General features: G+C 71.1%; 18 protein-coding genes, 1 tRNA gene and 1 pseudogene. 11 read left to right on the top strand and 9 right to left on the bottom strand.

The features are described 5' to 3' along the window. Positions 1 to 150: 150 nt before the first annotated feature. Together OG897_RS16275 and OG897_RS16270 are read left to right on the top strand one after the other, a co-directional pair. Entirely contained in the window at positions 151 to 1,119 is a 969-nt protein-coding gene (locus OG897_RS16275; protein ID WP_266657452.1) for a beta-ketoacyl-ACP synthase III, read from the top strand. A gap of 236 nt (positions 1,120 to 1,355) precedes the next feature. Further along, a pseudogene (locus OG897_RS16270) lies at positions 1,356 to 1,836 on the top strand (sugar kinase); the annotation flags it as partial. Positions 1,837 to 2,008: 172 nt separating this feature from the next. Here the strand turns inward: OG897_RS16270 and OG897_RS16265 are convergent. Then, positions 2,009 to 3,343: a DUF2254 domain-containing protein gene (locus OG897_RS16265; protein ID WP_266657450.1), complete on the bottom strand. Its 1,335-nt coding sequence runs from the start codon at positions 3,341 to 3,343 to the stop codon at positions 2,009 to 2,011. Between the two features lie 159 nt (positions 3,344 to 3,502). Between OG897_RS16265 and OG897_RS16260 the strand changes: the two genes are divergently transcribed. Continuing rightward, the gene (locus OG897_RS16260) at positions 3,503 to 3,982 is read left to right on the top strand and encodes a hypothetical protein (RefSeq protein ID WP_266657448.1); all 480 of its coding nucleotides are present in this window, start codon (positions 3,503 to 3,505) and stop codon (positions 3,980 to 3,982) included. A gap of 97 nt (positions 3,983 to 4,079) precedes the next feature. Further along, positions 4,080 to 4,164, top strand: a tRNA-Leu gene (locus tag OG897_RS16255). A gap of 207 nt (positions 4,165 to 4,371) precedes the next feature. On the opposite strand, the gene OG897_RS16250 is transcribed toward OG897_RS16255, so the two are convergent. Next, complete coding sequence (locus OG897_RS16250) at positions 4,372 to 4,731, bottom strand: helix-turn-helix transcriptional regulator (RefSeq protein ID WP_266660216.1); 360 nt, start codon at positions 4,729 to 4,731, stop codon at positions 4,372 to 4,374. 192 nt (positions 4,732 to 4,923) lie between these two features. Then, positions 4,924 to 5,298 carry a hypothetical protein gene (locus tag OG897_RS16245; protein WP_266657446.1) on the bottom strand — a complete coding sequence of 125 codons (375 nt, stop codon included), beginning with the start codon at positions 5,296 to 5,298 and terminating at the stop codon, positions 4,924 to 4,926. Positions 5,299 to 5,818: 520 nt separating this feature from the next. Between OG897_RS16245 and OG897_RS16240 the strand changes: the two genes are divergently transcribed. The 4 genes from OG897_RS16240 to fes all read left to right on the top strand — a co-directional run bounded on the left by OG897_RS16240 (position 5,819) and on the right by fes (position 9,423). After that, entirely contained in the window at positions 5,819 to 6,028 is a 210-nt protein-coding gene (locus tag OG897_RS16240; protein ID WP_266657444.1) for a hypothetical protein, read from the top strand. Positions 6,029 to 6,186: 158 nt separating this feature from the next. After that, positions 6,187 to 7,056: a cupin domain-containing protein gene (locus OG897_RS16235; protein ID WP_266657442.1), complete on the top strand. Its 870-nt coding sequence runs from the start codon at positions 6,187 to 6,189 to the stop codon at positions 7,054 to 7,056. A 24-nt stretch (positions 7,057 to 7,080) separates the two neighbouring features. Further along, a complete protein-coding gene (locus tag OG897_RS16230) occupies positions 7,081 to 8,082 on the top strand; it encodes a cupin domain-containing protein (RefSeq protein ID WP_266657440.1) in 1,002 nt (333 codons plus the stop codon). Between the two features lie 84 nt (positions 8,083 to 8,166). After that, positions 8,167 to 9,423, top strand: coding sequence for an enterochelin esterase (gene fes / locus OG897_RS16225; RefSeq protein WP_266657438.1), 1,257 nt, complete (start codon positions 8,167 to 8,169; stop codon positions 9,421 to 9,423). A 53-nt stretch (positions 9,424 to 9,476) separates the two neighbouring features. On the opposite strand, the gene OG897_RS16220 is transcribed toward fes, so the two are convergent. The 6 genes from OG897_RS16220 to OG897_RS16195 form a co-directional block, all read right to left on the bottom strand. Further along, positions 9,477 to 9,668, bottom strand: a complete 192-nt coding sequence (locus OG897_RS16220; RefSeq protein ID WP_266657436.1) for an MbtH family NRPS accessory protein — start codon at positions 9,666 to 9,668, stop codon at positions 9,477 to 9,479. Next, the gene (locus OG897_RS16215) at positions 9,665 to 13,621 is read right to left on the bottom strand and encodes an amino acid adenylation domain-containing protein (protein ID WP_266657434.1); all 3,957 of its coding nucleotides are present in this window, start codon (positions 13,619 to 13,621) and stop codon (positions 9,665 to 9,667) included. The genes OG897_RS16220 and OG897_RS16215 overlap by 4 nt, the downstream gene beginning before the upstream one ends. Then, on the bottom strand, positions 13,618 to 13,869 hold the full coding sequence (locus tag OG897_RS16210) for a phosphopantetheine-binding protein (RefSeq protein WP_266657432.1): 252 nt from the start codon (positions 13,867 to 13,869) through the stop codon (positions 13,618 to 13,620). The genes OG897_RS16215 and OG897_RS16210 overlap by 4 nt, the downstream gene beginning before the upstream one ends. Positions 13,870 to 13,873: 4 nt before the next feature. Beyond that, complete coding sequence (locus tag OG897_RS16205; protein WP_266657430.1) at positions 13,874 to 14,506, bottom strand: isochorismatase family protein; 633 nt, start codon at positions 14,504 to 14,506, stop codon at positions 13,874 to 13,876. A 100-nt stretch (positions 14,507 to 14,606) separates the two neighbouring features. Then, on the bottom strand, positions 14,607 to 16,250 hold the full coding sequence (locus tag OG897_RS16200) for a (2,3-dihydroxybenzoyl)adenylate synthase (RefSeq protein ID WP_266657428.1): 1,644 nt from the start codon (positions 16,248 to 16,250) through the stop codon (positions 14,607 to 14,609). Between the two features lie 98 nt (positions 16,251 to 16,348). Then, positions 16,349 to 17,353: an iron-siderophore ABC transporter substrate-binding protein gene (locus OG897_RS16195; RefSeq protein WP_266657426.1), complete on the bottom strand. Its 1,005-nt coding sequence runs from the start codon at positions 17,351 to 17,353 to the stop codon at positions 16,349 to 16,351. A 154-nt stretch (positions 17,354 to 17,507) separates the two neighbouring features. Here OG897_RS16195 and OG897_RS16190 point away from each other — a divergent pair, with 154 nt between their 5' ends. Genes OG897_RS16190 through OG897_RS16180 form a run of 3 tightly spaced genes read left to right on the top strand, consistent with a single transcriptional unit; the run spans position 17,508 to position 20,530 of the window. Further along, the gene (locus tag OG897_RS16190; RefSeq protein ID WP_266657424.1) at positions 17,508 to 18,596 is read left to right on the top strand and encodes an iron ABC transporter permease; all 1,089 of its coding nucleotides are present in this window, start codon (positions 17,508 to 17,510) and stop codon (positions 18,594 to 18,596) included. Continuing rightward, on the top strand, positions 18,593 to 19,696 hold the full coding sequence (locus OG897_RS16185; protein WP_266657423.1) for an iron chelate uptake ABC transporter family permease subunit: 1,104 nt from the start codon (positions 18,593 to 18,595) through the stop codon (positions 19,694 to 19,696). Before OG897_RS16190 ends, OG897_RS16185 begins: the two co-directional genes overlap by 4 nt. A gap of 6 nt (positions 19,697 to 19,702) precedes the next feature. Next, positions 19,703 to 20,530 carry an ABC transporter ATP-binding protein gene (locus tag OG897_RS16180; protein ID WP_266657422.1) on the top strand — a complete coding sequence of 276 codons (828 nt, stop codon included), beginning with the start codon at positions 19,703 to 19,705 and terminating at the stop codon, positions 20,528 to 20,530. Positions 20,531 to 20,557 lie beyond the last annotated feature (27 nt).

The following is a 20,557-nucleotide window of genomic DNA, read 5'->3' as shown; positions in this document are numbered from 1 at the left end:
TGCCTATTGCGACGCCCATTGTCGGTGGGGTGGGCGGGAAGCTCCAAAGTCTGGGTGGCGAATGCTGTTGATTCACGCGCCCTCGTACCGGTGAGTCACAAAGAAGACTGGGTCGCTCCGACTGTCCGCAATGAGGGGTGGAGGCGCCACATGACCGGTTCACGGATCGTCGCGCTCGGGCATTACCAGCCGGCCAAGGTGCTCACGAACGCAGACGTGGCCCGACTGGTCGACACCAGCGACGAATGGATCACCAGCCGCGTCGGCATCAAGACCCGGCACGTCGCGGGCCCGGACGAGCCGGTCGACGAGCTGGCCGCGCACGCGGCGGCCAAGGCCCTCGCCTCCGCGGGCCTCGATCCGGCGGACATCGACCTCGTCCTGGTCGCGACCTCCACCGCCATCGACCGCTCGCCGAACATGGCCGCCCGGGTCGCCGCCCGGCTCGGCATGGGCTCGCCCGCCGTCATGGACCTCAACGTCGTCTGCTCGGGCTTCACGCACGCCCTGGCCACCGCCGACCACGCGGTACGGGCCGGATCGGCGACCCGGGTCCTGGTCATCGGCGCGGACAAGATGACCGAGATCACCGACTGGACGGACCGCTCCACCTGCGTCCTGGTCGGCGACGGGGCGGGCGCGGCGGTCGTCGAGGCGACCGAGTCCGGGGCGGGCGACTTCGCCGCCACGCACGCGGGCGCGATCGGCCCGGTCCTGTGGGGCTCCGTACCGGAGATGGGGCATGCGGTACGGATCGAGGGCACCCCGCCGCGCTTCGAACAGGTCGGGCAGACCGTGTACCGCTGGGCCACCACCCAGCTCCCGCCGATCGCCCGCAAGGTGTGCGAGCGGGCCGGGATCGCCCCCGAGGACCTGGCCGGAGTCGTCCTGCACCAGGCCAACCTCCGCCTGATCGAGCCGCTGGCGCAGCGGATCGGCGCGGTCAACGCGGTCGTCGCCCGCGACGTCGTGGACTCCGGCAACACGTCGGCGGCGAGCATCCCGATGGCCTTCTCGAAGCTGGTCGAGCGCGGGGAGCTGCGCTCGGGCGACCCGGTGCTGCTGTTCGGCTTCGGCGGCAACCTGTCGTACGCGGGCCAGATCGTGCGCTGCCCCTAGGTTCGTTGGTCCCGCCGCCGCCCTTGTTGCGAACCGGGCTCCCGCAATGGTTTCGGGCATGCGCATGCCCCCGGCCGCTACTTTGTCCTGACGCTGGAGAAAGTTGAAACCGATTCCGGCTCGACTTCTTCCCCCCTTCGGCAGCCACTGCTACGTCCCCCTCCCAAGCCCGCCCGGCCCGTCCGCCCGACGGAGCCCGAGGCAGGCCGATGAGGCAGGAGGGGCATGTGAGGCGCATGACGGCTCGACCCGCGAACGTGCACCAGGCGCGACTGCTCCGCCTGCTGCGCGACGGCGGCCCCGACTCCCGCGCCCAGCTCGGTGATGCAGGTCGACATGTCCCGTTCCAGAGTCGCCGTCGAGGTGGACCGGCTCCTCGAAACCGGGCTCGTCGTCGCCGACGGACTCGCCGCCTCGCGCGGCGGCCGTCGTTCACACAACATCCGCCTCGCCCCCTGACTCCGGTTCCTCGGCATCGACATCGGCGCCACGTCGATCGACGTGGCCGTCACCAACGCCGAGCTGGAGGTCCTGGGGCACCTCAACCACCCCATGGACGTACGCGAAGGCCCGGTCGCGGTCTTCGAGCAGGCCCTCGCCATGGCCGCCAAGCTCAAGGCGTCCGGCATCGCGGAAGGCTTCGACGGCGCGGGCATCGGCGTCCCGGGCCCGGTCCGCTTCCCCGAGGGCGTCCCCCTCGCCCCGCCGATCATGCCCGTGGAGTGGGAGGACGCGGGCATGGACCGGCTGTCCGGGGCCCCCGAGGCCCTTTCCCACCTGAAGCGCTTCGACTTCGACCCGCCGAGCGCGGCGTTCGACGCGGCGTTCGGCGGGGGCGAGGAGCAGGGCGGGGTTGCTCCCCACCGCTCCTGACGGAAGGGACGGCCCCTCACCCGATCCCCTGCCGGTCGGCAGTGAGCGCGAACTCCCGGTCCGCCGCGTCGGGCACCGTGCGCTCCACCACCTCCACCAGGAGCGCACGGTGCCGTTCCAGCACGCCCCGCCGCTCCTCGGGCGCGAGCAGCAGCAGATCGTCGAGCCCGGCCACCATCCGCCGCGACACCTGCGGATTCCCGGCCACGACCCCGCGGATCTCGGTCAGCCCCAGATCCACCAGATCCGCCCACCCCGGTACGGCCTGCACGAACCGCACCCGCCCCTCCCCGTCCCGGTGCCGCAGCGCACCCAGGGGCAGCTCCACGGCCACCGCCAGGAACTGCACGATCCGGTCCAGGGCCTGCACGGCGGTGGTCGGATCGTTCACGGCCGGGGACAGTGCCCGCAGCGCGATGTCCGCGAGCTGCCGCAGCCCGAACCCGAGATCCTGGTGGAACGTCCGCTCCACCCCCACCGACACGGAATGCCGCACCGCCTTCTTCGTCACCCCTTCCCCTCCGTGAACAGCGATCACGGGTGTCCCCGGCACGACGAAGTCCCCGATCCGCGGGATCAGTCGCAGCACCGCCCCGCGCCGCCTCGCCACCCGCACCAGGCGTGCGATGTGCACGTCCCGCAGTACCCCGGCCCGCCCCTGATGCGTGAACCGCGCGGTCTCCGCCCCCAGCACGACGTCCTCGTCCCACTCCCGCTCCTGCTTCTTCAGCAGCGCCAGCGACGCCCGGCTGATCCGGTCGATCACATGGCTGACGCGCATCAGCCGCAGCGTCGAGTTCACGTACGCGATGAACAACGCCAGACTCAACGCGACCATCAGCATCGTCACCACGCTCTGGACCAGCGGTACGGTGCCCACTCGCTCGGGGTCGGTCTCGCCGTCGTACGCCGCCAGCACCAGCAGCGACAGGACGAACGTCGCCAGGAAAACGGAGAAGGTCAGCTTCGTGATCCGGCTCCGCACGAAGATCCGCACCACCCGCGGACTGAACTGCCCGCTGGCCATCTGCACGGCCACCAGCGAGATGCTGAAGACCACACCGATGAAGGTCATCATCGCCGAGCTGACGGTCGTGATGATCGTCTTGGCGTCGTCGGCGTACCCGATGAGCTCGGCGATCCCCGCGTAGTCGCCGTCCGCCCGCATGAGGCCGACGACCGCCTGATCGACCCCGGACGCCGCCCACCACAGCAGCAGCACCAGCACGAGTCCTGCGGTGGGGGCGAACCAGAAGGTGTCCCGCAGATGCTCCCGCAACGGCGAAAGCGCCCTCGGCCTGCGATAACGCGGCTGGTTCCGGCTGCCGGTGCTCGGCTCCTGAGTGCTCACCCGGCGAGGCTAGGCCGCCTCCGACCCCCTAGGTGGGCACCTCCCCGCATGCCACTTCAGTCGTACGTACAACGGTCCTCCGGGCTGACCCGAACGGCCGAATCCGCCCCAAGGATGGAACTGACACCCCCACCGCCGCACCCCCTTCAGGAGCACCCCGTGAAGCGCGCCGCCCTCATCGCAGCCACCGCCAGCGCCACCGTCGCCGGAGCCGCCTTCCTCGGCCTCGTCGCGGTCCCGGCCGCCTACGACTGGTACGAGGGCCGTCACGAGGAGTCCGCCACCTACGCCACCGGCACGGCCGCCAAGGAGGCCCGCACCTCGGTCCCGCGCTGGCTCCCCGACGCCGCACAGGAGATCTCGTACGCGATGAAGACCACCGGCGGCGAACGCCTCATGAAGGCCACCCTCCCCAAGACCCCCGCCAACCCCCTCCCCGCCACCTGCAAGCCCCTCCCCAAGGACCAGAGGGCGAAGGACCCGGAGCTCCAGGCCCCGTGGTTCCCGAAGCAAACCACGGGCAAGCAGGCCACCCACCGCTGCGAGATCTACTACGCGTACACGGACGGCGACACCCTGTACGCGTGGCAGCACAACGACGACTGGATCGCCTCCAACAAGGCGGCCGCAGGTCACTGACCACGCAATACGCAGGTGAAACCCACCCCGAACCCCTGGTATTGTTTTCCATGTCGGAACGGGACAGCACAAAAAGCCCCGGAACGACAGACACCTTGTCCGGGTGGCGGAATGGCAGACGCGCTAGCTTGAGGTGCTAGTGCCCTTTATCGGGCGTGGGGGTTCAAGTCCCCCCTCGGACACCGACTGGTAGCCCATGGGTTGCCGCGAAGTGCGGGTTGAGATTCGTCTCAGCCCGCACTTTCTGTTGTCCGGAATCGTCGGTGAGGGCGGGGCGATCTCGTCCCGGGGTGAGTGGTTGCCGGGTGAGAGGCATGGGCCATGAGGTCGATGGTGGCGTTGAGGCGGGAGTACCTCGCTGATCCAGTGGGCTTGCCGGGGTAGGGGCGTCACCTCGTGGACGAGCCGGTCCCCGCGTCGGCGTCCGCATGCTGGAGTTCCGCGAGCAACTCGCTCTGGCCGGAGAGCAGTTCCGTGAGGATGCGGCGCGCGGCCCGCAGGAGTTCCGCCACGTCGCCCCCGGCGAGGGCGTAGCTGACGGTGGCGCCGTCACGGATGGAGACGACGATTCCGGACCGGCGCAGCACCGCAAGTTGCTGGGACAGGTTGGACGGTTCGACCTCGATCTCGTTCAGCAGGTCGCGCACGGGCACGGGCCCGTTCTGGAGCAGTTCCAGTACGCGGATCCGGACGGGATGCCCGAGCATGCGGAAGAATTCGGCCTTCGCCTGGTACAGCGGCACCTGCATGCAACAACACTCCCACCCGAGTTCGATCATTCCCTCAGCCGCCAGCTCGACCTGGCGCTTCCCCCGGCGCACAGCTGCCGCCATCCTCCCCCCTTCCGGCTCCGGCACACCCATGACCCATCACATTCGGATGTTCCGAGTTGAAGAATTCTTCAACTCGTGGGCATGGGGAGCCGGGAGGCAGGAGAGCGGCTACAGCTCCAGTTCGGCCTCGATGCGCTTGAGTTGGTGCCTGGCCATGGCCAGGTTCGCCCTGCCCTTGTCCAGGACGAGGTACAGGAACAGGCCGTTGCTCCCCCTGCCCCTGAGCAGCCGGATGAGGTGGTACTGACCGCTGAGAGTGATCAGCACGTCCTCGATCTCGTCCTTGAGGCCGAGCATTTCCATGGCGCGGAGTTTCGCGCGGATCACGTCGGTGTTGCCTGCGGCGGCCACCGTCAGATCGAGGTCCTTGCTACCGCCCAGCGTGCCCAGCGCCATGCCACTCGTGTAGTCGACCAGCGCAGCTCCCACACTGCCCTCGATCGAGGTCATCGCCTCTTTCAAAGACGTCTCCACATTCATCATGAGTACACGCTCCTTCAGCTCTCGACGGCCCCGGCCCGACTGTGTTCCTGTGGGCGGGTGGCGAACGGAGACGCTACCGGTCGACCGCCAAGTAGCAGTCGGAAACGCTGATTTCGGTACCGGCCGCTGTCTTTCGCGGGTAAGGCGTCGACGCCCTCGCGATGCTGAAGATGCTGAACACGCAGTACGTCACCCTGCCCACCCGCGACCACGGCAACCAGCCGTCATGACGGCGGCCGAGAGCTTCGCGGGGCCTCCTCCCGAGGCCCTGGCGGCCCTGGCGGTCGCACCGCGCGTGCACCTCGTGCTCCGTGGTGCGACACCCACCGCTCCGGCCGGGCCCCGCTCTCCCTCCTGGATGGAGGTGCGGGCCGGGGGTGTAGCGGAGGCGTCAAGAACGGGGGGACGCCGTATGGAACCCATCAGGGGGTCTCCTCGGTGCCGAAGAGGGTGGTGATCATGAGTGCGGGCCCCCGGATCAGGGTGGCCCGACCCACCTTCCGAACACAGGAGTTCCGCCATGCACGTTTCCCAGCAGGCCGTACCCGCGCAGGCCGTTTCCGCCTCGCGACGCAGCCTCGTCTCGCAGCGCGCCGCGCTCTCCGTGGCCGCTGCGGCCGTCGTCGGCGGCGCCATCTTCGCGCCCTCCGCCCTCGCCCAGCCGTCGGGCGCTTCCACCCAGCAGAGTGTCGTCGCCGGGTGCGGCGCCTGCTACCCGGACGTCATCTAGTCAGCCCGTACACCCCCGTACATCCTCCGTACATCCAGGGAGTGAGGGACCCGAAGCGAGATCTGACGGTCCCTCACTTGCTGTGCTGGGCATTGAACTTGCTGACGCACAGAACAGACGCGCAGAACAGAAGCGCAGAACAGATCGGAAGGCGGGCCATGGACTGGTTCGGACGCTGTGTGCCCGACCCGGAGGCACTTCTCTCCACGTACTGGCGGAAAGGGCCCGCCCTGTTCCGGCCGGTCGATCCGCCGCTCGACGTGTTCACGGCGGCAGACCGGGACGCCGCCCTCGACGCGGGGCTGCTGCGCGTCCCGTACGCGGGGCTGTACACCGCGCAGGGGCAGATCCCCGACGAGCGTTTCTGTCCGCAGCGCACCGTCACGGGCAAGCCCGTGGACGGGTATGTCGACGGACAGGCCGTCCGCGACCTCATCGACACCGAGCGCGCCACGCTGCAACTGCGCTACATCGACCAGTGGCACCCCCAAGTGCGTTCCCTGACAGGTGACTTCGCGGCCCGCTTCGGGCGGTTGGTCGAAGCCTTCTACTTCCACTCCCAGCCAGGACGCCGCGGCCCCGTGCACCGCGACGACGGCGACCTGATCGCCCTCCAGCTCGGCGGAGCCAAGCACTGGCAGGTGTACGGCGGACCCGCCGACGGGCACTGGCAGCCGGTTCGCGAGGACGACCCGGGCCCGGTGCTCCTGGACACCATCGTACGGACCGGTGAAGTCCTCTACGTGCCACGGGGGTTCGCGCACACCGCCGAAGCCGTCGAGGGCGAGCCCTCCTCGCACCTCACGGTGGTGATCCGGGAGGCGGGCACCGACCACCTGCGCACCGCACTCCTCGAACGGCTCGCGGAGGGCCTCACCCTGCCCGGACGCCCGCTCGACGACACGGCGTTGCTCGCCACCGCCGCCGGTCTCCTCGACCACCTCAGGAAGCGGCTCGCCGACGTCGACCCCCTGGACCTGGTGGCGAGCGCCCGCCCGCACGCCTTCAGCAGCCGACCGACGGCCTGAGCGAAACGGATCACAACCCTCCCCATGAACCCGATGGCAACGGACTGGCTCGCACGACTCGTGCACGATGAAAGCGCCTTCTTCGCCGACCACTGGCGGCAAGCACCCGTCGTGCTCCGCCCCCATGACCCGCCCGTCGGCGTCCTGACCGTCGCCGACCTCGACGGGGTGCTCGACGCCGGACTGCTCACCGCCCCCTACGCCCAGCTCGTCCACGAGCACGGCACCGTACCGGCGGAGCGCTTCTGCGCGCCGCGCGTCGTCCTCGGTGAGATCGCCGACGGTTACGTCGACGCGGAAGCGGTGCGCCGCATCGTCCAGGAGGAGCGCGTGACGCTGCTCTTCCGGTACGTCGACCAGTGGCACGCGGGCGTCCGCGCGCTCACCGACACCCTCGCCGAACGCTTCGCCCGCCAGGTCGAGGCGTTCTGCTTCCTCACCCCGCCCGGCACCACCGGGCGCCCCGTGCACCGCGACGACGCCGACGTACTGGCCGTACAGCTGCACGGCGCGAAACGCTGGCAGGTGTACGGCGGGCCCGTCGACGGGAACTGGCAGCCCGAGCGGGAGCAGGGCAACCCCGGGCCGCTGCTCCTGGACGCCGTACTGCGGCCGGGTGAGGTCCTGTACGTGCCCCGGGGGTACGCGCACCGTGCGAGCGCCGTGAGGGCCGACTCCGTGCGGGCCGTCGGCGAGGACTTCCCCGATGGGGAGTCCTCCGGTGGCGAGTCCTCGGGCGAGGAGTCCTCCGTGCACCTCTCGCTCACCGTGCGCGAGGCGGGCACCGCCCAGCTCTATGCCCTGAGCAGCGCTCTCCTGCTGGCCGAGAGCGGCGACCTGCCCGCGCGACCGACCGGCGACGCCGCCCTGACCGACACGGCGGCCGACCTCATCGCCGCCTTCCGGCGGACTCTCGACGACCTCACGCCCGCGGAACTGGTCGACCTGGCACGGGGGGCCATGCGCGCCCAGCGCACCGAACCGGCCCCCGTGCGGACGCTGGGCGCCCTGGTCAGAGGGGTGTGAGGCCACGCGAACACCTCCGGGCAAGCCAAGTAAGGTGAACCTTATTCGGAGATATCGCCGTCGAAGTGTTCGCTGGAGGCCCCCATGCCGCTGACCGCCCCGCCGCCCGCCGGGACCACCCGTCGGCCGCCCCGGATCGCCCGGCCGGAGCCCGTGGAGCGTGCGGACAGCGCATGGGTGGCGTGGGCCGTCGCGGAGGGCGACTTCTGGGGAGCGGTCCGTGGGGCCGGTGGCGCGCCGGTCGTCGAGCCCGATCCGGCGGGCGATCCCGCGTACCGGGTCGTCACTTTCCTGTGGCGTGGGACGGCGGAGACCCGCGCGGTCCTCTGCATGCCGAACAAGGTCGTCGACCCCCGGGACATGGCCCGCAACCTGATGGAGCGGGTGCCCGGCACCGACGTCTGGCACTGGTCGGTGCGCATGCGGGCCGACTGGCGGGCCACGTACGGCTTCCACGTGGACGAGGGCGGCGCGCCGGAGGGCGAGGGGGCGGCGTACTGGCCGTGGCTGCGCAGCCGACCGCAACGGGCCGACCCGCTCAACTCGCTCACACTGAGCCGCCGTTGGGGCGGAGAACCCGTCTCCTGCGTCGAGTTGCCCGAGGCCCCTCGCGGCGGTGACTGGCAGCGGCGGGACGGCGTCGCGCGAGGGAACGTCAGCGAGCACGTCGTGCGCAGCGAGATCCTCGGCAACGAGCGCCGGGTCCACGTGTACGAGCCGCCGGGCGGCGGGCGCGACCTGCCCGTGCTGGTGCTGATGGACGGCGAGATGTGGCAGCCGGGGCTCGACGTGGCCGCCCTGCTCGACAACCTCGTCGCCGACGGGCGGATTCCGCCGCTCGTCGCGCTGCTGCCCGAGTCGATCGACTCCGGCGTGCGCTGGGACGAACTCGCCTGCAACGAAAGGTTCGTGGGGTTCCTGGAGCGGGAGCTGCTGCCGTGGGCGGGGGCGCGCTGGTCCCTGACCGAGGACCCCGCGCGGACGGTGGTCGCCGGGCAGAGCCTCGGCGGGCTCACCGCCGCGTACGCCGCCGTGTGCGCGCCGGAGCGGTTCGGACGGGTGCTGGCGCAGTCGGGCTCGTTCTGGTGGCCGGACGGGCCGGACCCGGAGAGCTCCGAGTGGCTGACCGGGCGGATCGAGGCGGCGGAGCGGCTGCCCGTACGGTTCTGGCTGTCGGTCGGCGAGCAGGAGTGGGTGGCGCTGCCCGCCGCCCGCAGGCTCCGCGACACGCTGGAGAAGAAGGGGTACGACGACGCCGCGTACCGGGAGTACAACGGCGGGCACGACTACCTGTGCTGGCGCACCGAACTCGCGGACGGGCTCAGGGAGTTGCTGGCCTAGCAGAGCAGCGCGGGGCCGCCACGGAGTGTGGCGGCCCCGCACAGCTCGTGGGCTCAGGCAGGTGATTCCTGGAGATACGCGGTGCACTGCCCGTACGGAGCCGGGCCGAACACCGTCGCCCAGCCCTGCGGCACCTCACGGAACACCGGCCACAGCGAGTACGCGCCGCCGTCGTTGCGCAGCAGCAGGTGTGTCGCCTCGTCGGCGGGCTGCTGCTCGGGCGGGTCGAAGGGGGAGTGCGTCATGCGTGGTCCAGCTCCTTCAGGCGGTCGGCGAGAACGGCACAGACCTCATCGAGCGGGCCGGGCTGCGTCAACTCCGGGTGCAGGCAGTCGATTTCGTCGTTGACGAGCCGTCCCGTGAGGTACGGGGCCCATGCGTCCGGCGTCAGCCAGCTCTCCTCGCGCGGCGCGGCGGCCGTGAAGAAGAGTACGTCGCCCGTGAAGGGGCGGTGCCGGTGGGCCCGCATCAGGCGGGCGTTGTTGACCACGATGTCGACCACGGCGGACAGCGTGCGGTCCGGCAGCCCGGCCAGTGCGCTGCCCTCCCGGTGCAGGGTCGCCAGGACGTCCTCACGGGTCAGCTCGTCCGTACGGTCGTAACCGGCCATCCGCAGCAGTGCGGTCAGCGCGTCCGCCTCGGCCGGGATCGCCGAGTCCTGCCACTGGTCGGACGGGTAGGCGTCCATCAGCGCCAGCAACTCGACCTGCTCGCCCGCCTCCTGGAGCCGTACGGCGACCGTGTGCGCCAGTACGCCGCCCACCGACCAGCCGATCAGCCGGTACGGGCCGTGCGGGCGCACGGTGCGCATCGCCTCGATGTAGTCGGCGGCCATCTCCTCCATGGTGGCGGGGAGTCGCTCGCCGTCGCCGTGCAGACCGCGCGCCTGGAGGCCGTACACCGGCTGCCGGGTGTCGAGGCGGGACAGCAGCCCGGAGTAGCACCAGCTGATGCCGCCCGCCGGGTGGAACGCGAAGAGCGGAGTGCGCTCGCCCGTGGCGCGCAGCGGCAGCAGGGTGTCCAGTGCGTGGTCCGAATCCGTGTTGCCCGCGTCCAGTTGGGCGGCGAGCGAGGCCGGGGTCTGGGCCTGGAACAGGGTGCCGATGGTGAGTTCCGCGCCGAGGGTGTCCCGGACCCGGGCGACCAGCCGGGCCGCGAGCAGCGAGGTGCCGCCGAGGTCGAAGAACGCGTCGTCGACGCCGACCCGGGGTACGCCCAGGATCTCCGCGAACAACCGGGTGAGGGTCTCCTCGCGGTGGTTGGCCGGGACCCGGCCGCCGTCGGCGGTGGTGCTGAACTCCGGCGCGGGGAGGGCCTTGCGGTCCAGCTTTCCGTTCGGGCTGAGCGGGAAGTCGTCCAGGACGAGGATCGCGCCCGGCACCATGTGCTCGGGCAGGGTGCGCGCCAGACGGGCACGCAGGGCCTCGGGGGCGGGCCGTTCGGCTCCGGCGGCCGGGGTGACGTAGCCGACGAGGCGCTGGTCGCCCGGACGGTCCTCGCGGACCAGGACACCGGACGCGCCGACGGTCGGATCGTTGGCCAACTCGGCTTCGATCTCGCCCAGTTCGATGCGCTGGCCGCGCAGCTTCACCTGGTGGTCGGTGCGGCCCAGGTACTCGATCTCGCCGGACACGGTCCACCGGGCGAGGTCGCCCGTGCGGTACATGCGGCTGCCCGGGAGGCCGTACGGGTCGGCGACGAAGCGGGACGCGGTGAGGGCGGGCCGGCCGAGATAGCCGTCCGCCAACTGCACCCCCGCGAGGAAGAGTTCACCGCTGACGCCGGGCGGGCACGGCTGGAGCGCCGCGTCCAGGACGTACAGCCGGGTGTTCCAGACGGGACGGCCGATCGGGACGGTACCGGTGCCCGTGGTGTCGCAGGGGTGGTACGTCACGTCGACGGCCGCCTCGGTGGGGCCGTACAGGTTGTGCAGCGGCACGCCGCCGCCCAGGACACGGCCGAACTCGCGGACCGTCTCGCGGGGCAGCGCCTCGCCGCTGGCGAACACGTGCCGCAGGCCCGTGCACTCCGAGGCGGCGGGTTCCGTCAGGAACACCTGGAGCATCGACGGCACGAAGTGGCAGGCGGTGACGGCCTGTTCACGGATGACGCGGGCCAGGTAGGCCGGGTCCTTGTGGCCGCCGGGCTCGGCGACGACCAGCGTCGCGCCCACGCGCAGTGCCCAGAAGAACTCCCAGACGGACACGTCGAAGCCGGACGGAGTCTTCTGCAACACCCGGTCGCCCGGGGTGAGTTCGTACGTTGCCTGCATCCAGCGCAGCCGGTTGTCGATCGCCGCGTGTCCGACGACGACACCCTTGGGGCGGCCCGTGGAACCCGAGGTGTAGATGACGTAGGCCGGGTCCTGCGGGGTGACGCCGGGGGTGGGGTTCCCGGTGGAGTACGGGGTCGTGTCGAGCCCGTCGAGGGTGACGACCGGAGTGCCGGAGGCCGGGACGCGGTCCGCGCGGTCGGCGATCACGCAGGCGGGTTCAGCGTCGGCGAGCATGGAGGAGAGCCGGTCCGCCGGGTAGTCCGGGTCGAGCGGGAGGTAGGCTCCGCCCGCCTTCAGGACGGCGAGGAGCGCGACCACCAGGTCGAGGGAGCGGGGCACGGCGACCGCCGCGAGCGCGCCCGGACGTACGCCGGACTCGATCAGGTGATGGGCGAGCCGGTTCGCGCGGGCGTTCAGCTCGGCGTACGTCAGCTGCTCGTCGCCGAAGACGAGGGCGGGGGCGTCCGGGGTGCGGGCGGCCTGTTCCTCGATCGGGCCGATGAGCGTGGTGGCGGGCACCGGGTGGTCGGTGGTGTTGAACTCGTCCCGTACGAGGGTGAGTTCGGTGTCTCGGGCGATGGTGTGCGCGGCCAGCGGAGTGTGCGGTCCCGACCCGGCGACGCGTTCCAGGAGTTCCAGGAAGCGGGACTGGTGCAGGGCCAGCTCGTGGGGCTCGTACAGGGCCGGGTTGCCGTCGTAGTCGATGCGCAGACCGGAGCCGTCGGTGCGGTCGTAGACGTTGACCGTGAGGTCCTCGACCGGGCCCGCGGACAGGTTGTGGGCCTCGGTGCGGGCCCCGGCGAAGGTCAGCCCGTAGTCGAACGGCATCACGTTGACCAGCGGTCCGACCAGCGAGCGGCCCTCGCCGAGCAGCCCCAGGTCGCGGCGGATGTCCTCGTACCGGTAGCGCTGGTGGCGGCGCGCGGAGCGGATGCCGAGCACCACCTGCCGCGTCAGCTCCGCGAACGTCGCCTGCGGGGTGACGGTGAGGCGCAGCGGCAGCACGTTCATGACCATGCCGGGCACGCGCAGTGCCACCGAGCCCATCCGGCCCATCATCGGCAGGCCGAGCACGACCTCCTCGGTGTGGGTGGCCCGGGAGACGTACAACGCCTGTGCGGCGATGAGGACTTCCGGCCAGGTCGCCTTGATGGAGGAGGCCACCTCGCGCAGCTGGTCGGTGGCGAGCGGCGAGAGGCGGGCACTGCGGCGGTGGAAGGTGCGGGAGGGGAGGGCCGTACGCCCGGCGAGGGTGGGGGCCTCGGGACGGTCGGCGAACGCGCCGTCCCAGTGGCGGCGGTCCTTGTCGTACGTCTCCGAGACGCGGTATCCGGCGTCCTCGTCGACCAGGTCCGCGAGCCGCGCGAACGGGCTGTCGGGAGGGGTGTCGCCGGACGCGAGCGCCGTGTAGACCTCGGCGGTGCGGCGGGCGAGGAGGGAGTAGCCGAAGCCGTCCATCACGATGTGGTGGACCCGCTGGTACCAGAGCCACCGGTCGTCGCCGACGCGGAACAGGGCGTGCGCGAAGAGCGGTCCTTCGGCCAGGTCGAAGGGGACGGCGAGGTCCGCGTGCATCCAGGCGTACGCCTCCGAGAAGGGGTTCGCGGAGGTGCGGAGATCGGCGACGTGCAGCGGGAGTTGGAGGTCGGAGATCTCCAACTGGCGCGGGCCGTCGCTGTCTTCGACGATCCGGACACGCAAGGCGTCCGTCTCGGACACCACCTGACGGAGTGTCCGGGCGAAGGTCTCCGGGTCGATCGGCCCGTGGATCTCCAGGCACTCGGCGGTGTTCTGCGCCGGGCTCGCGGGGTCCAGGGCCTGGGCGAACCACATGCCCGACTGGGCGGCGGTCAGCTTCAGGCCGGTGGCGGGCAGCGGCCCGGTGGCGGGCTTCGGGCCGGTGGCGGCGGGGGCGGTCGTCATGAGGCCGCCCCCAGGAGCGGTGCCCACGCCTCGATGGCGGGCTGTTCGGCCAGGTCCACGAAGGTCGCGGTGATGCCGTGGTCACGCCGCCAGCGCTCGACCAGCGTCATGATCCGCATCGAGTCGAGTCCGTAGTCGACGAGGTTCTCGTCGACGGGTATGTCCTCGACGTCCTCGCCGAGGACGTCGGCGACGTCCGCCCGTATCTGGTCGACGGTCAGGGTGGTGGGTTCGGTGGTGTCCGGCATCGGCTCAGATTCCCTTCAGTACGGCGTCGGTGGTCGTGACGACCGCACACCGTCCGGCCGCGTAGCGCAATGCCATGTCGTGGTCCTCGCGCGAGAAGTCCGCGACGGCGTCCGCGACGACGAACGCCTGCACGTCGCGCATCCACGCGTCGCACGCCGTCATCAGCACGCCGATGTGCGCGTACACGCCGACGACCACGAGCTGGTCGCGGCCCGCCATGCGCATCCGCTCCTCCAGGTCGGTGCGTACGTACGCGCTGTACTTCCACTTGGTGATGACGGTGTCGCGGGGCTCCGGGGCGACCTCGCCCGCGATGGCCTTGGCGTGCTCGTCGTCGGGCAGGCCGGGACCCCAGAAGTCCTGCTGGAGCCCGCGCTCGGCGGGGGACTGGCCGCCGGGCTGCGCGGAGTACATGACCGGGATCCCCGCTGCGCGGGCCGCCTTCGTCAACTGGGCGACGTTGGCGAGGAGTTCGTTGGTCGGCGAGGTGTCGGGGGTGTAAGCGGTGAGGAAGTGGTTCTGGAGGTCGTGCACGAGCAGCACGGCCCGCTGCGGGTCGACGGTCCATGCGACGCGGTTGGCGGGCAGTTCGTCGGCGGTGGGCATCGCGTACGGGGCGACGGCGGGCAGAGCCATGACGGGGGGCCTTTCGGTGGGGCGGGTGCTCGGGGCCGGGAGCGGTCGCGGTGCTGCGAGGTTCCCGAGCCGTGCGGCAGGAGGGGTGGGAGCTGTTGGGTCAGGACTGGGCGATCGAGCGCTGGTCCTTCTTGCTGATCTTGCCGATGCCGGTCTGCGGGAACGCGGCGACGAACTCGACGAGGTCGGGGACCTTGTACGCGGCGAGGCCCTTCTCCCGTACGAACTTCTTGATCGCCATGGACTTGAGGGGCTCGGCGTCGGCCCGCAGGATGACGTACGCGAGGGTGCGTTCGCCCAGGTACTCGTCCGGGACGGCGACCAGGGACACGTCGTGCACGGCGGGGTGGCCGAGGATGATGTTCTCGATCTCCTCGGGGGCGATCTTCTCGCCGCCCCGGTTGATCTGGTCCTTCGCCCGGCCCTCGACGACGAGGTGGCCGGTCGGGGTGCGGCGCACGATGTCGCCCGTACGGTAGAAGCCGTCGGCGGTGAAGGAGCGGGCGTTGTGCTCAGGGGCCCGCCAGTAGCCTCGGATGGTGTACGGGCCGCGGGTCAGCAGGTGGCCGCTGGAGCCTTCGGGAACGTCCTCGTCGTTGTCGTCGACGATGCGGATCTCGTCGGCGTCGGAGATCGGGCGGCCCTGGGTGGTGACGATCGTCTCCGGATCGTCGTCCAGGCGCGTGTAGTTGACGAGGCCCTCAGCCATGCCGAAGACCTGCTGGAGCGTGCAGCCGAGTGCGGGGCCGACCCGTCGGGCGGCCGACTCGCTGAACTTCGCGCCGCCGACGAGGAGTACGTCGAGGCTGGAGAGGTCGTACGGGGTGGTGGGCCCCGCCTCGGTCCAGACGAGGGCGAGGGGCGGCACGATGCCGGTGATGGTGACCTTCTCGCGTTCGATGATCGGGAACGCGGTGTCCGGGTCGGGCTGCGGGCACATGACGACGCGGCCGCCCGCGTAGAGGATGCCGAGTGAACCGGGGGAGGAGAGCGGGAAGTTGTGGGCGGCGGGGAGGGTGACGAGGTAGACGGAGTCCTCGGTGACGCCGCAGAGGTCGTTGGAGCCCCAGAGCGAGTAGATGTAGTCGTCGTGGGTGCGGGGGATCAGCTTGGGGACGCCCGTGCTGCCGCCGGAGAGCTGGAGGAAGGCGAGGTCGGAGGGGGCGGGCTCGTCGGCCCGCAACTCCGTTGCGGGAAGCGGGACTTCGGTGAGGGCGGTCTGGCCGTCGGCGGGGTCGCCGACGACGAAGACCTCGCGGAGAGTGGGGACTTCCGCCTTGACCTTGGTGGCGAGGGTGCGGTGGTCGAAGCCCGCGTGGGTGGACGGGATGACGTACGCGACGGCCTCGGTGAATGCGCAGAAGTAGCGGATTTCCGTTTCGCGGTGTGCCGGGAGGGCGAACACCGGGAGCGCGCCGAGGCGGAAGAGGGCGAAGATCACCTCGAAGAACTCGGCGGTGTTGGGGAGTTGGACCACGACGCGGTCACCCTTGGTGATGCCACGGGCGGCGAGCCCGGCGGCGAGTTCCGTGGCGCGGGTGTGGAGGTCGGCGTAGGTCCAGTGGCGGTCGCCGTCGGTGATCGCCGTGCGGGTGGCGTGGGTCTCGGCCCGTTCGGCGAGCATCCGGGGGAAGGTCTCGCCCTGCCAGTAACCGGCGGCGCGGTAGCGGGCGGCGGTCGCTTCGGGCCAGGTGGGGGCGTCGCCCTCGGGCCGGACGGGGGGGAGGGGGGTGGTGTCGGGCACGACGGGGTCCTTGGCAGGTGAGGGTGGTGGAGGCGGGTCTTCGGGCCCGCCCCCGGGCGGTGGTGCTCCCGGGGGCGGGGCCCCTGCGTCAGGTGGGGTTACTTGGCGGACATGGCGGTCTTGATGTCGTCGAGGACGGACATCGCGGCCTGGGCGCCGCCGAGGCTCGTCCACTTGGAGCCGTCGATCTCGGTGACGTGCTTCTCCTTGACCGCGCCGAGCTCCTTGTAGGCGGCCTTCTCCTTCAGCTCGCCGAAGAGCTTGGCGTCCTTGCCCGCCGACGTCAGCGTGCCGATGAACAGCCAGTCGGCGTCGATCTGCTTCAGGTCCTCGTCGCTGAGCGGCGTCGAGTGGCCCTGGCCCTTCTCGTTCTGGATGCCCGGGCGCTTGAAGGCCAGGTCCTTCATGATGTCCGAGATGAACACGCCCTGCTGCATGACGGCCGTTCCCTTGGCCGAGTAGCGGGCCACCGACACGGACTTGCCCGCGTTCGCGCCCAGCGCGGTCTTCACCTCGGCGACCTTCGCTTCGTACCCCTTGACGAAGGCGGCGGCCTCGTTGGACTTGCCGAGCACCTTGCCGGTCAGTTCGAGGGACTTCTTCCAGTCCTTCTTCTTGTCGATGGTGACGACGGTCGGGGCTATCGCCTGGAGCTGCTTGAGCACCTGCTTGTCGGCGAGCTGGCCCGCGAGGATGACGTCGGGGTCGGCCGCGAGGACCTTCTCGATGTCCGGACCGGTGACCGCACCGACGACCGGAATGCCCTTCGCCTGCTCGGCCAGGTAGCCGGGCGCGCCCTTCTGGCCGCGGCCCGCGGTCAGGCCGACCGGCTTCACGCCGAGCGCGATGGAGGAGTCGAGGTCCATCTCGCTGAGGGCGATGACCTTCTTCGGGGCCTCCGGAACCTTCACCTCGGCACCGGTGGCGTCCGTCACGGCGACGGTCTTCCCGGCGTTCTTGGCCTGGCCGGAGCCCTTGTCGCCGGAGCCGGTGTCGTCCGACCCGCAGGCGGAGAGGGTGAGGGCGGAGGCCAGAGTGAGGGCCGCCACCGCGGTCAGCCGGGCGCGCGGGGTGAGGGTCGAGGACATGTCCGTGATCTCCATGCTGGTGAGGCGAAGTGTTGCCCGGATCGGAAACCGGACATACAGGGCGACTTGGTACGTGTAGCGAGGGCATGCCGAACCGACCCTGTCGCAACAGGGAGTTCGGGCCGCCCCGACCAGGGGTTCCGTGTCGAGGTTAGGTTAGGCTAACTTCATGTTGGTTGCGCAAGAGGGGCGGGTCCGGGAGGCCGGAACCGAACCCCCCATACCGGGTTCGGCGAGACTCCATCGGCCCACGCTGTGGGCGGCCGCCGCCCTCGTTCTGCTCCTCGCGGGACTGTGCGTGCTGTCGCTCCTGATCGGCTCGGGCTCCCACCCGATCGCCAAGGCGTGGGGCTTCCTCACCGGTGACCCCGCCGCCCGCGCGGACGCGCAGATCAGGCTGGCCGTCATGGACGTACGACTGCCCCGCACGGTCGCCGGACTGCTCGTCGGCATCGCGCTCGGCGCGGCGGGCTGCCTCCTTCAGGCCGTCACCCGCAACCCGCTCGCCGAGACCGGACTGCTCGGCGTCAACTCCGGCGCGGCGCTGGGCGTTGTGATCGGACTCACGTACTTCCACGTCACTTCGGCGTACGCGGTGCTGGTCTGGGCCCTCGTCGGCGGCATGGCGGCGAGCGCCGTCGTGCTGATGCTGGCGGCTTCGGGGCGGGCGGCCGGATCGCCGCTGCGGCTCGTGCTCGCCGGGTCCGCGCTCGGGGCGACCTTCCACGGGGCCACGTCGTACGTCCTGCTCGGCACGCAGTCGACTTTCGACACGTACCGCTACTGGACGATCGGCTCCCTCGCGGGCATCAAGGCCGAGGACACACTGCCGCTGCTGCCGTTGATCGCGATCGGACTGGCCGTCGCGTTCGTGTGCGTACGCCCGTTGTCGGCGCTGGCACTCGGTGACGACAGCGCGCGGTCGCTCGGGCACCATCCCGGACGCATCCGGCTGACCGTCGCCGTCGCGGTGACGCTGCTCGCCGGATCCGCGGTGGCGCTGGCCGGCCCGATCGCGTTCCTCGGCCTGCTCGCCCCGTACGCGGCACGGTCCGTCACCGGGCCCAGGATGGCCGGGCAGTTGGTGCTGTCGGGGCTGGTCGGGGCGTGCGTGATGATCGTCGCCGATCTGCTCGCGCGGGTCGTGATCCGGCCCTGGGAGACACCGGTGAGCGTGCTGCTCGCCTTCATCGGAGGACCGCTGCTGATCTGGATCGCACGGTCGCGGCGGATGTCGACGGCGGGGGCGAGCGCATGAGTACGCGGATCGAACCGGGCAAGAGCGCGGGCGCGGACGGGACCTCGGTGACGCCGCCCGACTCGACGCCCGTGCGCGTCGGCGCCCTGTCGTGGCTCTTCCCGTACCGCAGCGCTCTCGCGGCGGTCGGACTCGCTGTTCTCATCGGCGCGATCGTCACCTTCGCCGCCTTCGCCAGCTCCACCGGCATGAGCCTCGGCGGCAGCCTTTCGGGGCTGCTCGGCACCGGCGACCGCGCCACCGTCATGCTCGTCCAGGAGTTCAGGCTGCCCCGCATCGCGGTCGGCCTGATGGTCGGCGCGGCCCTCGGCATCGCGGGCTGCCTCACCCAGACACTGGCCGGAAACCGCCTCGCCACCCCCGACGTCATCGGCGTCAACGACGGTGCGACGGCTGCCGTCGTCGCCTCCGTCGTCGGATCGTCCACCGGGATGATCGGCGACTGGTGGCTGGGTCCGATCGGCGCGGCCGCCGCCGCGATGGTCGTGGTGGCGTGTGCGGGCGGGGCCGGGCACGCCGGGTACCGGATCCTGGTGGTCGGTATCGGTGTGTCGACCGTCATCGGAGCCGTCACCGATCTGGTGATGTCGCGGGAGAACGACAACACGGCCGGTGGGGTGTTCCTGTGGACGGTCGGTTCGCTCAACGGGCGTGACTGGACGGTCGGCACGCCGCTCGCGTTCTTGTTGCTGATCCTGGTGCCGCTGGCGCTGGTGGCGGGCAGTCGGCTCCAACTGCTGCGGTTCGACGACGACATGGCGGCCACGCTCGGTGTGAACGTCGCGCGGGTGCGGGCCGTCACGCTGGCGCTCGCGGTCGTACTGTCCGGGATCGCCGTCGGTATCGGCGGACCGATCGCCTTCGTCGCGCTGGCCGCTCCGGTGCTGGCCGGGCGGCTCAGCGGTCCCACGCGGGTGCCGATCCTCGGGTCGGCCCTGGTGGGGGCCGCGCTCGTCGCGGGTGCGGACGCGCTCGGGCGGGTCATCGCTCCCGTGGAGATCCCGGTGGGAGTCGTGACGAGCGTCCTCGGCGGACCCTTCTTGCTCTGGGTCCTGTTCGGAAAGAAGTCAGCACGTCCCTCTCAGCCAGGAAAGGTCTGAAACCCTGTGGAACTGACCGTAGAGGCGCTCACCGCCGGATACCCCGGCCACCCCGTCGTGGACGGCGTCGACCTCACCGTTCCCAGCGGACAGGTCGTCGCGATCGTCGGACCCAACGGGTGCGGCAAGTCGACGTTGCTGCGGGCCGTCGCCCGGCTGCACAAGCCGGAGTCCGGCACGGTGCGGGCCGGGGACGAAGACGTCTGGCAGCTCACCCAGCGCAAGGCCGCCCACCGCATCGCGCTGCTCGCACAGGCGCCGCAGGCCCCGGAGGCCGTGACCGTCGCCGGTCTCGTACGGTACGGACGCCACCCCCACCAGGGGCTGTTCCGGCAGTGGTCGCGGGAGGACGAGGCGGCGGTGCGGGCGGCGCTGGAGGCGACCGGGACCCTGTCGCTCGCCGAGCGGCGGCTCGACCAGTTGTCGGGCGGTCAGCGGCAGCGCTGCTGGCTGGCGATGGTGCTGGCGCAGGAGACGCCGATCGTGCTCCTCGACGAGCCGACCAGTGCGCTGGACCTCGGGCACGCGGTGGAGGTGCTGTCGCTGGTGCGGGAGGTGGCGGCGGCGGGGCGGACCGTGGTGATGGTGCTGCACGATCTGGCGAGTGCGGCGCGGTACGCGGACACGGTGGTGGCGATGAACGAGGGGCGGATCGTGGCGTACGGGCCTGCGCGGGAAGTGGTGACCGCCGAACTCGTGAAGGAGCTTTACGGGGTGGACGCGGACATCCTGGCGGCGCCGGGGGACGGGGCGCCGGTGGTCGTTCCCGTGGCTCGGGGGCTCGCGGAGGGGGACGCGGTGCCCCGGGCGGGGGGCTTGAGCAAGGTGGGGTGAGGGTCGCTCCGGGTGGGGGGGAGGCCA

Origin of the sequence: Streptomyces sp. NBC_00237 (assembly GCF_026342435.1) — a bacterium.
GTDB lineage: Bacteria > Actinomycetota > Actinomycetes > Streptomycetales > Streptomycetaceae > Streptomyces.
This window is presented reverse-complemented; position numbering and strand designations above follow the sequence as displayed.